This is a genomic window from Cellulomonas hominis (genome assembly GCF_005239125.1).
In the GTDB taxonomy this organism is placed as follows: Bacteria; Actinomycetota; Actinomycetes; order Actinomycetales; family Cellulomonadaceae; genus Cellulomonas; species Cellulomonas hominis_A.
Map to the genome: position 1 here is coordinate 1 of NZ_SZYE01000127.1, position 11564 is coordinate 11564.

Below are 11564 nucleotides of genomic sequence, written 5' to 3' on the forward strand. Positions count from 1 at the left end.
GACGTCGGCCGGCTCCCGGCGCCGCTGCGGCCCGTGGACGACGCGGGGACCCGGGCCCTGGCCGCCGCGGTGGAGCAGCTGGGCGCCCCGCCCGCGGCGCTCCACGGGGTCGCGTCCGACGGGGTCGCGTCCGACGGGGCCGCGTCCGACGGGGCCGCGTCCGACGGGGTCGCGCCCGACGGTGCAGCGGGGGCCTAGGCCTCGGCGCCCTCGCCGTCCTCGTCGACCGGCCGGACCTCCTCGGCCGCCTCCTCGGGCTCCATCGGGGGATCGGGCTGGTGGAACCTCGACCAGATCGCCCAGACCACGGACACCAGCGGCACGGCGATCACCGCGCCGAGGATGCCGGCGGTCAGCGTGCCTCCCGTGACGGCCAGCGCGACCACGACGGGGTGCAGGGACACCTGCTTGCCCATGACGAGCGGCTGCAGCACGTGCCCCTCGAACTGCCCGATCAGCGCGATGCCGATGCCGACGAACGCGGCCTGGATCGGGCCGTTGGCGGCGAGGGCCACGATCATCGCGATCACCATGGCGGCCGGCGCGCCGATCAGCGGGATGAATGCGCCGATGAGGACGAGGACGGCGAGGGGCGCCGCGAGCGGGACGCCGATGATCGACAGCAGGATGAACGCGAGCAGGCCGTCGGTGACCGCGATGATCACGGTGCCGCGGGTGTAGCCGGAGAACGTGTACCAGCCGGCGCCCCCAGCGGTCTTCCAGGAGTCGCGCACGGACGACGGGAGCTGGTTGACGAACCAGGTCCACATGTCCTGGCCGCGCGCGAGGAAGAAGATCGCGCAGAAGACCGCGAGGGCGAGCGCGGTGAAGACCTCGACGACGGAGCCAGCTGACGCCGCCACCTGCCCGGCGAGGTCGCCGGCGTGCTCCTGGACCCACTGGCGCCCGTTGTCGATCCACTGGGCGATCTGGTCGTTGCTGATCGAGAACGGCAGCGGCCCGTTCTCGAGGAAGTCGACGATCTGGTCGATGCCGTCACCGAACTGCCGCGACAGGGCCTGCCACTGGTTCGCGACGGAGTACCCGACGTAGAACACCATGCCCGCGAGCACCAGGAACCCCGTGAGCAGACCGAGCGCCGTCGCGAGGGCGCGGGGCATCACCCGCGTGTAGAACTCGACGACGGGCCGCAGCACGGCGGTGAACACGAACGCGATGAACACCGCGACGAACAGCAGCTGCACCTGCGCTGTGGCGAAGAACACGAGCGAGATGCCGGCGAGCAGCACGAGGAGCCGCCAGGTGATGCCCGCGGAGGTCCGCAACCACCGCGGGACCCCGTCGTCGAGGGCGGCGCCGGTGGGGGCGCGGCGCTGGCCCGCGACCCGTCGGGCCCCGGATCCTGCGGGCGCACCGGGCCTGCCGGTGCCGTAGCGGTCGGTGCCGCTCTGCTCGGCCATCGTCCGCGCCACCTCCGGGCTGCTGGTGCGATGCGTCCGGCTCGGTGCACCGCCGGACGCCCCCGCCAGTGTGCCCCCACCTGCGGATGCGTGCTCGGCCGCCACTCCGTGCTATGTTTTCTGCCGCACCTGAGGGGTCGGGAAGCGCGGAAAAGCGCACCTCGTACTCGTCAGGCGTACACCCTGTCCGGGTGGCGGAATGGCAGACGCGCTAGCTTGAGGTGCTAGTGCCCGTATAGGGCGTGGGGGTTCAAGTCCCCCTCCGGACACTCGTTGAGACAGCGACGACGAAGGCCTCGGTCCCCGCCAGGACCGGGGCCTTCGTCGTTCCCGCGCGCGTCGGGAGAGGTCTGGACACCCGCTCGCGCCACGCGCCAGGATGGTCCGACCGACGAGCCGATCCTGCTCACCCTGCGAGACGGACCGGCCTGGTCGGCGGCTCCGTCGACGGCGGCGGCCGACGGGTGAGGACCGGGGGAACGATGCGTGCGTGGACGACGTCCGGAGGGGGCGCGCTGGTCGTCCTCGCGGCGCTGCTGCTGACGGGGTGCGGGTCCGGCGAGGGCTCTGCGCCGGCGGACGACGGCGCGGCGGGGGGTGCGGGTGCGGTCACCGCGACCGACCCGGCGCCCGCCGCGACGGACGCGGAGGCGGCGCCCGAGGCGCCCGCGGGTGACGGGCTCCCGACCTGCGACGAGGTCAAGGCGGCCCTGGGGCCCGCGGTCGCGGGGCTGGTCGAGCTGCCCGGGTCGGAGAACGGCGTCACCGAGGGGGTCGACGGCCCCGAGCTCGGCTGCGCCTGGCACACCACGCAGACCGGCGAGGCGAGCCTGGACCTGGAGAACTACGGCGGCCTCAGCGTGGGGGTGCTGCGGGACCCCACCTTCACCGAGGACAGCATGGGGACGCTCGGGTGGGGCGTCGAGGACCCGCGGCTGGACGCCGCCGGGGCGTGGGCGCTGAAGCCGGGCGGCGGGTACGACCCCGCCGCGCAGCTGGACGTCACCGGCCTGCAGGTCGTGCGGGACGGGGTGGTCGTCGTGCTGACCGCCGGCGGGGTGGCGCTCCAGGACGTGCCGGAGCTCTCGGCCCTGACCCACGACTGGGCGCTGGGCGGCGGTCTCGCCGTGCTCGACGTGACCGGGCGGGCCTGACGCCGGGACGCCGGAGGGGTTCCGGACGGCGGCGGTCGTCGGCCCGTTCGGCGGCGTGCTCGGCGTGCCGACGAACCCGCGCGGGGCGGGGACCGTGGGCTGAGCCCGCACCGGTTGGGCCGTCCGGGTGTCGTCGGAACGGGGGAACCCGCGCGCGTCGGCGCGGGCGGCCGACCGCCCGCGCCGCCGGCCGAGGAGCGGCCTGACCTGCGACGTCGGGTGGTCCGGACGCCCCGGCGGGCGGGTGCCGTCCGGGACGGGGGAGCGCGACCGGGTGGTCGGCGTCGAGTTCACCCCGCACCGAGCCACAAACGGGACAAACCGGACCGTAGTCTCGCGGCGACCGATGCCTCACCGGCGACGACGCCCCGGAGGACGCCGTGCACGCCCGCCTCGTCCCGCTGCCCCGCGTGACCGCCGTCGACGTGCGCGCCTGGCGCCGTCTCGCCGACGCCGCCGTCGAGCCCAACCTCTACCTCGACCCCCGGTTCCTCGTCCCGGCCCGGCACCGCGGGCGGGAGGTCGACGACGTGCGGCTGCTGGTCGTCGAGGAGGGCGGCGAGTGGCTGGCGCTGCTCGCCCTGACGACGACCACGGTCGCCCCGGGCGTGCCGGTCCGGGCGGTGACCACCGGGGGGACGTTCATGACGACGCACTCCGACCGGCACCACCCGCTGGTGCGGGTCGGGCGCGAGGTCGACGCGCTCGGCGCGCTGCTCGGCGGGCTGCGCGAGGTCGGGCTGCCGGGGCTGGTGCAGCTGCAGCACTTCCCGGTCGACGGGCCGCTCGCGGACGCGCTCGGGCGGGTGGTGGCGCGGGGCGGGATGCTCGTGCACGAGCGCCGCCGCACCTCGAGCGCCTACGCCCCGCGGTCGGCGGTGGCGCAGCGGCTCCCGCGGGCGACGAGCGGGCCCGTCCTCGACCCGCCGCTGGCGGTGGACCACATGGGCGCGGGGCGCCGGAAGGACCTGCGACGGCGGCTCCGCGGACTCGCGCGCGACGCCGGCGGCGCGCTCGAGCTGCACGACGTGAGCGACGACCCCGCGGTCGACGCGGAGTTCGCCGCGTTCCAGGCCGCGGGCTGGAAGGGCGACGCCGCGCGCGGCGGGGCGGCGCTCGGCCTCGACCCGGTGGCCCACCGGTGGTTCCGGGACGTGGTCGCCGGGTTCCGCCGGGACGGCGACGCGATGGTGCTCCGGCTCACCGCGGGCGGCGAGACGGTGTTCCTGAGCTACGCGCTGCGGTCGGGCGGCACGTACTTCGGCTTCCTGGACGCGTACGGCGAGAAGCACGCCCGGCACAGCCCCGGGGCCGTCGGCCGGCTGGCGGAGCTGACGTACGTGCTCGGGTCGACGGACGCCCCGGCGTTCGACCCGGCCTTCGACGCGCGGTACGTCGCCGGCACCCAGCTGTACCCCGGGCGGCGGGAGCAGGCCGACCTCCTGGTGTCGACCCGCGGCCTCGTGGGGCGGACCGCGGTGCGCGCCGCCCCGGTGGCCGCCCGGTTCGGGATCGGCGCCCGGGCGGCGGGGCTCCCCCTGGTCCCGGCGGGCGGCGAGCAGCTCGCGGAGTGGCTGGCGCTGGTGGCCTGAGCGCCGCGCTCAGCGCCGCGCCACGGCCAGCAGGTGCCCGGACGGGTCCGGGGCGCCCGGGCGCCCCGGAGCGCGCTCGGCGAGCACCACCGCCGCGGCGACCACCTGGTCGTCGGGCGGCACGAGCCTCAGGGCGAGCGACCCGGGCGCCTCGACGCCCGTCACCCGCACGTCGTCGAACCCCGCGGCGGCGACCTCCTCGCGCAGCTCGGCCGCCGTGTGGACGTGCGCCGCGGAGAGGCCCTCGGCAGGGTCGGCGGGACCCTCCCCGCGCTCGACCAGCCGCAGCCGCGCGGGGCGGGGCGGGTCCGCGGACCCCGCGCCCGTCACCCGGTCCGTCGCCGCGACCACCCGGGAGACCGCTCCCGCGAGCACGACCCCGCCGGGCCGCAGCACCCGCCGGGCCTCGCTCAGCGCCACCAGCCGGTCGGCGCGGTCCCGCAGGCGGTGCAGGGGCCCGAGCAGCAGCACCGCGTCGAACGACCCGTCCGGGAACCGCAGGGTGCGGGCGTCGCCGCGCTCGGCCCCGCACCCGCCCGCCGCGCGGGCCGTGGCGACGTGCTCCGGCACGGGGTCGGCCAGCGTGACGGGGTGGCCGCGCCCGGCGAGCCAGGCCGCGTGCACCGCCGTCCCGCCGCCGACGTCGAGCACCTCGGCGCCCGGCGGCAGGTGGTCGGCGAGCAGCCGCCGGGTCCGGGCGAGCTCGACCAGCCCGGCCGGGGACCGGGGCGTGCGCGGCGACGGCTCGTCGAACCGTCCCCCGTCGAACCGGCGGAGGTGCGCGTCGAGGTCGGCCCGGCTGCCCATCGAGCCAGTCTGCGCGGGCGCGGGCCGCGGCGGGGGCGACTTCCGTCCCGGGGGGGTCCTGACCACCCCCGCCGGTCACCTACGCTGTCCGGCGATGATCACTCGTGCCGAAGGGGCGTACCTGGGCGCCGTCCGGGCCTTCCAGAACCCGATGCTGGACCTGCTCCACAAGCGGCACGCCCCCCTCGTCGTCTCCCTGCTGTCGCTCGTGTTCACCGCCGAGCGCCCCCAGGTCCCGGTCGCGGACGCGCACACCGAGGTCGGCGACGCTCTCGACCAGCTGCGCGCGGCGGGCCACGGCGACGACCTGCCGGCCGGCTCACCCCGCGACCTGTGCCGGCAGTGGGCCGACGCCGGCTGGCTCGCGCGGCAGGTGCTGGACGACGACGTCGAGGTCTACACCCTGTCCGCGCACGCGGTGGGCGCGCTGGAGGTCGCGGGTCGCGCGGGCGGCACCCGGGCGCGCGTGTCCCAGTCCCGGGTGCGGACCCTGCTGGACGCGGTGGAGCGGCTCGCGGAGGACGCCGACCCGGACGCGATGATGCGGATGGCCCGGCTGGACGCCGAGATCGCGCGGCTGCGGACGGAGCTGGACCGGATCCAGCGGACCGGTGAGGTCGAGCAGACCGACGAGGAGACGCTCCTCGAGGAGGCGGAGAACGTCCTGCACCTGGTGCGGGAGCTGCCGGCCGACTTCGCCCGGGTCGCCGAGTCGATCAAGGTGATGCAGCGCGACGTCGTGCAGGCGCTGCGCCAGGACGAGCGGCCGACCGGCGAGGTGCTGCGCGAGTACCTGGAGCGCGGCGAGCACGTCATGGACGCGACCCCCGAGGGCCGGGCGTTCGCCGGCGCGCTCCGCCTGATCGGCGACCCCCAGCGCCTCGACGCGCTCGCCACCCAGCTGTCGACCGTGCTGCGGCACCGGTTCACCCGCCGGCTGCCGGCGCAGCAGCGCGCGGAGCTCCGGGACATCGGCCGGCGGATCGAGCAGGGGCTGGACCAGGTGTTCACGGCGCAGCGCGAGGCGTCGTTCGTCATCACCGCCCAGGTGCGGAACCACGACCCGCTGCGCGACCGGCAGGTCGACGAGCTGCTGCGCGACGTGATGACCGGCCTGCAGGCCTGGGTGCCGGGTGCCCGCCGCGGCCAGGCCGTCGACCCGCTGCGCCGGCTCCCGGTCGCGGAGGTCGAGCACCTGCGGCAGACCGCGGGCGACCTGCGGCCCGCGGAGCCGCCGAGCCCGCTCACCGCGTGGGACGACGGCGACGACGCGGACGCGGCGGCCGCGGAGGCGCTGGCCTGGGGCGGCCCGCACTACGCCGACCTCGGGTCGCACCTCGCCGCGTTCGCCGGTGGCGCGGCGACGGTCGACGTGGGGGAGGCGTTCAACGCCGCGCCCGAGCCGCTGCGCCGGCCGGTCGACCTGCTGGGCCTGCTGGAGATCGCCCACCAGCGCGGCATGACGGAGACGGACGAGGTCGCGTACGTGGACGCGGTCCGCCCGGACGGCACCCGGCGGCGGTTCGCGTTCGGGGGCGTGACGACACTGACGAAGGACGAGGACCATGACTGACACGACGACGGACGACCGCGCGGAGGTCCCCGGCGCCGACGACGTCGACGTCTTCATCGACACCGTGTCGATGGAGGAGGACCCGGCCGAGCTGTTCCCCGGCGACTCCGGGACCCTCGACGCCGACGTCCGCCGCGTCCTGGTCCGGCTGCTGCAGCGCCGGTTCCTGCTCGCGGAGAAGAACCGGCAGCAGTGGCGCACGCTGCTGGACAACCAGCAGGTCATCGAGTCCCGGCTGCACGACCTGTTCGTGCACCTGGTCGTCGACCACCAGCGCGGCATCGCCTACAAGCGGCAGGTGCGGTCGGACGAGCTCGACGTGCCGGTGCTGCTCCGCGACGAGGCGTACACCCGCGCCGAGACGCTGGTGCTCGTGCACCTGCGCACCGTCTTCCAGCGCGAGCGCGGGGCGGGCGAGACGTCTGCGCGCGTCGACGTCGAGGAGATCGAGCAGACCGCGCTGACCTACTTCGACCCCGACGACACCAACGTGGCCGCCCGGCAGCGGGAGATCCGCGCCGCGGTGCTGCGGCTGGCCAAGGAGGGCGTGGTCGAGGAGGAGTCGGAGGGCCGGTACCGGGTCACCCCGCTGGTCGAGGTGGTGCTGAGCAACGAGCGGCTGTCCGAGCTGAGCGCGTGGCTGCGGGAGCAGGTCCGCACCGGCGGCGGGGCTACGGCGGACGAGGCGGCGGCCGACGAGGCGCCGGTCGAGGACGAGGCGCCGGTCGACGAGGCGCCGGACGCCGACGACGGCGCCGGCACCGCCGACGCCGGGCAGGAGCCCGCCGACGCGGACGCCGACGCCGGGGAGCCCGCCGACCTCGGTCCCACGCTCGAGGAGGCGGCCGCGGCCCCGGAGCCCGCCGCCGCCCCCGCCGCTGACGACGACGACCCGGAGGTCGCACGATGACGATGGTCGACACCCTGTTCGGCCTGATCCCGGCCGCGTCGACGGGCCAGCAGTGGGTCGCCCGCGACCTGCAGCTCGTCAACTGGGGCGGCTACGACGGCCACCACCGGGTGCGGTTCGCCCCGACGGCGACGCTGCTGTCCGGCGGCTCCGGCTCCGGCAAGTCGACGCTGATGGACGCGTACATCGCCCTCCTGATGCCGCACACCACCCCGTTCAACGGCGCGTCGAACGGCGGGGTCGTCGGCCGCCCGCGCGGCAAGGACCAGCGGAACATCCTGTCCTACGCCCGCGGCAAGCTCGACGAGTCGCGCACCGCGGACGGCACCCGGCAGCGGGTGCTGCGCGGCGACGGGCGGGACACGTGGTCCGCGATCGCGATGACCTGGGTCGACCAGGCCGGCCGCGAGCTGACCGCGGTGCGCGCCTGGTACGTGCCGTCGGCGGCCCGCACGCTGGAGGACGTCATCGCCCTGCGCGCGACGGCGGACGGCCCGTTCGACCTGCGCGACCTGGAGGGCGCCGCGGCGGACCGGTTCCCGCGCCCCGTGCTGGCCGAGGCCGGGCTGACGGCGTTCGACACCGACCGCGAGTTCACGGCCCGGCTGCACTCGACGCTCGGCATCGGCGCGACCGGGGACGGCGCCAAGGCGGTCGCGCTGCTCGGCCGCATCCAGGCGGGGCAGCAGATCACCACCGTGGACGCGCTGTACAAGGCGATGGTGCTGGAGGAGCCGAGCACGTTCGCGACGGCCGACGCAGTGGTCGAGCAGTTCGACAAGCTGTCCGGCACCCGCGAGCAGATGATCACCGCGCGCCAGCAGGTGAAGGCGCTGGAGCCCATCCGGGAGCACCGGGCGGCCCTGGACGAGGCCGCGGAGCGGCTGCGGGTGATCGACCGGGTCGGCACGTTCGACGACGACCGGTCGACTGCGGCCCTCTGGCGGCACGAGCGCCGGCTGGGGCTGCTGCGGGCGGTCGAGGAGGAGCTGGGCCGCGAGCACCAGCACGCCGAGAAGCGCGCCGCCGAGACCACCGGCCGGATCGCCGCCGCGCGCTCGGAGCTGGAGGGCGTCCGCGAGACGCTGTGGTCGTCGGGCGGCGACCGGCTGGCGACGGCGCAGCGCGAGCTCGTCGCGACCGAGGACCGGCTGGAGCGCGTGTCCCGCGCCCGGGGCCGGCTCGACGACGTGCTGCGCACCGCGTTCGGCACCACGGTGTCCAGCGAGAAGGAGTTCGACGCGCTGGCGGCGCGCGGGCGCCGGGCGCAGGCCGACGGCGACGCGAAGTCCGAGGCGCGCGCGGAGTTCGGCACCGCGATGTCCGAGAAGAAGGCCGCGGGGGTCGACCTGGCGGTGCTCCGCTCCGACCGCGACGCCGTGGCGCGACGGCAGGACAACATCCCGGGCGACCTGCACCGGGCGCGCGCGGCGCTGGCCGAGGCGGCCGGGCTCACCCCGGAGGAGCTGCCGTTCGTCGCGGAGCTGATCGAGGTCCGCACCGAGCACGAGCCCTGGCGTGACGCGTTCAACCTGGCGCTGGGCGGGTTCGCCACGCTGCTGCTCATCGACGCGGCGCACGTCACGGCGTTCCGCCGCGCGATCGACGCGGTCCCGACGGCGCGCCGCATCCGGTTCGAGGGCGTGCCGACCGACCTGCGCTCCGACGTGGCGCTGGACCCGCGGACGCTGCCCGGCCGGCTGGACTTCCGCAACGGGCCGTTCACCGGCTGGCTGCGCAGCGAGCTCGCGAGCCGGTTCGCGTTCGTCTGCGTCGACACCCCGGGCGAGCTGTCCCAGCACCCGAAGGCGCTGACCCGCTCGGGCCAGGTGTCCGAGGGCCGCCGGGGCGCGCACGGCGGCCAGGGCCGCGCGAACGTGCTCGGGTTCACCAACACCCGCCGGCTCGCGCACCTGGACGAGCAGATCGCCGCCGCGCAGGCCCGGCTGGACGACGCGGAGCGCCAGGTGCGCGCCGCCGAGGACCGGCTGGACGCGCACGACGTCGAGCTGCGCGCCTACGAGCAGCTCGACGCGGTCTCCTGGGACCAGGTGGACGTCGCGGCTGTCGAGGCCGAGCGCGCCCGGTGGTCGCAGGTCATCGAGGACGTCACGGCCGGCAACCCCGAGGTCACCCGGCTCCAGCAGCGCGTCGGCGAGCTCGAGAAGACGATCCGCGACCTGACCGAGGAGGTCGGCCGGACCAAGGGCTCGGCCGAGGACCTGGGCGGCCGCTGGTCGACCGTCACCGACGAGGTCGACGCCGCGCAGCTCGCGCTGGACGAGGCGCAGGACGCCGGCGTGACCGTCGGCGACGACCAGCGGGCGTACCTGGACGCGCTGCTGGGCGGGTCCTCGGGGACCGGCGCGGGCGGGTCCCGGCCGGCGCCCGCCGCGGCGCTCGCCGCGTTCGACAGCACGGTGGCGCGGGCGAACGAGATCCTGCGCACCGACCTGCTCGCCGCGCAGCAGACCATCGGCGCGGCCCGCGAGGCGCTGCGCCGGACCTTCGAGACGTTCGTCGAGCGCTGGCCCGACCCGAACCTCGGCACCGACCCCGACGGGTCGTACGCCGACTTCGCCCGCATCCTCGCGGCGCTGGAGACGTCGGGGCTGCACGAGCTCGAGGCCGAGTGGCGCAAGAGCCTCCTGCGGCTGTCCGGCAACGACCTCACGGACCTGCACCACGGCCTGAGCCGGTCGGTCCGGGAGATCAAGGAGCGGATCCAGCCGGTCAACGACATCCTCGCGGACCTCCCGTTCGCCGACGACGACCACCGGCTGCGGATCGACGCCCGGGACACGCAGTCGACGGTCGTGGCCCGGTTCCGCAAGGAGCTCAAGGACCTCAACGAGCTGCTGGCCACCGAGGCGTCCGACGCCGAGCGCGAGCGCCGGTACCACCGGATGGCGAAGGTCATCGACCGCATCCGGCGGACGTCCCCGGACTTCGCCGACCTGGTCGACGTCCGCCGGCACGTGCGGCTCAGCGCCGAGAAGGTCGACCTGGACGGCAACCACGTCGCGCTGTACGACCACATCGGCGAGAAGTCCGGCGGCGAGTCGCAGGAGCTCGTGGCGTTCATCGTCGGCGCAGCCCTGCGGTACCAGCTCGGCGACGCCGGGGCGCCGCGTCCGCGGTACGCACCGGTGTTCCTGGACGAGGCGCTGATCAAGGCGGACGCGCGGTTCACCGGCCGGGCGATCGGCGCCTGGCGCGGGCTCGGCTTCCAGCTCGTGATCGGGGCGCCCAACGACAAGTTCAGCGCGCTGGAGCCGCACGTGGACCTCAAGTACGTGGTGCTCAAGGACACCGGCGGCCGGTCGCGCACCAAGCCGGTCGCGGGCGTCGCGGCGGACTGACGCGGCGGGGCCGGGGGAGGGGCGGCGGTGGAGCCGGAGGTGCTGCTGGTGGCCGGGCGGTCGGGCGCGGGCAAGTCGTCGGTCGCGTTCGAGCTGTCGGCGCGGTGGCGGCGCTCCGGGCTCGCGCACTGCCTGGTCGACGGGGACAACCTGTCGGCCGCGTACCCCAAGCCGGCGGCCGACCCGCACGGCACCGCGCTGACCGAGGCGAACCTGCGCGCGGTCTGGGGGGTGTACGCGGCCGCGGGCTACCGGCGGATCGTCTACGTCAACACGGTGAGCGTCCTGGAGCGCGAGCTCGTCACCCGGGCGCTCGGCGGCCGGGCGCGGGTGTCCGGGGTGCTGCTGACGGCGTCCGTGCGGACGATCCGGGAGCGGCTCGGGGCCCGGGAGATCGGGTCCGCGCTGCGGGAGCACCTCGACCGGTCGGCCGCCGCGGCGGAGCTGCTCGACCGCGCGGCGGGCCCGTGGGTCACCCGGGTCGGGACGGACGGCCGGACGGTCGAGCAGGTCGCGGCGGACGTCGCGGCCGCCTCCGCCTGGGAGGCCTGACCGGCCGGCGCGCCGGCCGCGCGCACCCACGTCGAGATCGGCGCGTGCGCCCGACATCGGTGCGTCCACCCGCCGATCTCGGCGGGAAGCGCCGATCTCGGCGGCGCGGGCCAGGGCGGGCCCGGGCCGGGCGGGCGGCGTCAGTGCGCGTGCGTCCCGCCGCCCGGGCCCGCGACGTCCCGCGCGGCCGCGG

The 11564-nt window shown here is 76.3% G+C and carries 8 protein-coding genes, 1 tRNA gene and 1 pseudogene; 8 read left to right on the forward strand and 2 right to left on the reverse strand.

Annotated features, from left to right (window positions below; all coding sequences use genetic code 11):
• Positions 1–198, forward strand: a pseudogene (locus tag FA014_RS20065) (hypothetical protein); the annotation flags it as partial.
• Here FA014_RS20065 and FA014_RS13945 read toward each other — a convergent pair.
• Positions 195–1421 carry an AI-2E family transporter gene (locus FA014_RS13945; protein WP_154730266.1) on the reverse strand — a complete coding sequence of 409 codons (1227 nt, stop codon included), beginning with the start codon at positions 1419–1421 and terminating at the stop codon, positions 195–197. The pseudogene FA014_RS20065 and the gene FA014_RS13945 overlap by 4 nt on opposite strands.
• Before the next feature lie 185 nt (positions 1422–1606).
• On the opposite strand from FA014_RS13945, the gene FA014_RS13950 reads away from it, so the two are divergent.
• From FA014_RS13950 to FA014_RS13960, 3 genes are all read left to right on the forward strand, one after another.
• Positions 1607–1690 (forward strand) — tRNA-Leu (locus FA014_RS13950).
• Between the two features lie 213 nt (positions 1691–1903).
• Positions 1904–2575, forward strand: a complete 672-nt coding sequence (locus tag FA014_RS13955; protein WP_154730267.1) for a hypothetical protein — start codon at positions 1904–1906, stop codon at positions 2573–2575.
• Positions 2576–2985: 410 nt separating this feature from the next.
• Positions 2986–4167 carry a GNAT family N-acetyltransferase gene (locus tag FA014_RS13960; RefSeq protein ID WP_154730268.1) on the forward strand — a complete coding sequence of 394 codons (1182 nt, stop codon included), beginning with the start codon at positions 2986–2988 and terminating at the stop codon, positions 4165–4167.
• 9 nt (positions 4168–4176) lie between these two features.
• Here the strand turns inward: FA014_RS13960 and FA014_RS13965 are convergent, their stop codons facing one another.
• Positions 4177–4974: a class I SAM-dependent methyltransferase gene (locus tag FA014_RS13965; protein WP_154730269.1), complete on the reverse strand. Its 798-nt coding sequence runs from the start codon at positions 4972–4974 to the stop codon at positions 4177–4179.
• A 94-nt stretch (positions 4975–5068) separates the two neighbouring features.
• On the opposite strand from FA014_RS13965, the gene FA014_RS13970 reads away from it, so the two are divergent.
• The 4 genes from FA014_RS13970 to FA014_RS13985 are packed head-to-tail and all read left to right on the forward strand — an operon-like array spanning position 5069 to position 11371.
• Positions 5069–6547, forward strand: a complete 1479-nt coding sequence (locus FA014_RS13970; RefSeq protein ID WP_154730270.1) for a DUF3375 domain-containing protein — start codon at positions 5069–5071, stop codon at positions 6545–6547.
• A complete protein-coding gene (locus FA014_RS21075; protein ID WP_154730271.1) occupies positions 6540–7457 on the forward strand; it encodes a DUF4194 domain-containing protein in 918 nt (305 codons plus the stop codon). Before FA014_RS13970 ends, FA014_RS21075 begins: the two co-directional genes overlap by 8 nt.
• On the forward strand, positions 7454–10819 hold the full coding sequence (locus FA014_RS13980; protein WP_154730272.1) for an ATP-binding protein: 3366 nt from the start codon (positions 7454–7456) through the stop codon (positions 10817–10819). The genes FA014_RS21075 and FA014_RS13980 overlap by 4 nt, the downstream gene beginning before the upstream one ends.
• Before the next feature lie 27 nt (positions 10820–10846).
• Entirely contained in the window at positions 10847–11371 is a 525-nt protein-coding gene (locus tag FA014_RS13985; RefSeq protein ID WP_230323161.1) for an adenylyl-sulfate kinase, read from the forward strand.
• The last annotated feature ends 193 nt before the right edge of the window (positions 11372–11564 follow it).

Excerpts from the sequence above, each read along its gene's own strand:
- FA014_RS13945 (WP_154730266.1), bottom strand. The coding sequence starts at position 1,421 with ATGGCCGAGCAGAGCGGCACCGACCGCTACGGCACCGGCAGGCCCGGT.
- FA014_RS13955 (WP_154730267.1), top strand. The coding sequence starts at position 1,904 with ATGCGTGCGTGGACGACGTCCGGAGGGGGCGCGCTGGTCGTCCTCGCG.
- FA014_RS13965 (WP_154730269.1), bottom strand. The coding sequence starts at position 4,974 with ATGGGCAGCCGGGCCGACCTCGACGCGCACCTCCGCCGGTTCGACGGG.
- FA014_RS13970 (WP_154730270.1), top strand. The coding sequence starts at position 5,069 with ATGATCACTCGTGCCGAAGGGGCGTACCTGGGCGCCGTCCGGGCCTTC.
- FA014_RS21075 (WP_154730271.1), top strand. The coding sequence starts at position 6,540 with ATGACTGACACGACGACGGACGACCGCGCGGAGGTCCCCGGCGCCGAC.
- FA014_RS13980 (WP_154730272.1), top strand. The coding sequence starts at position 7,454 with ATGACGATGGTCGACACCCTGTTCGGCCTGATCCCGGCCGCGTCGACG.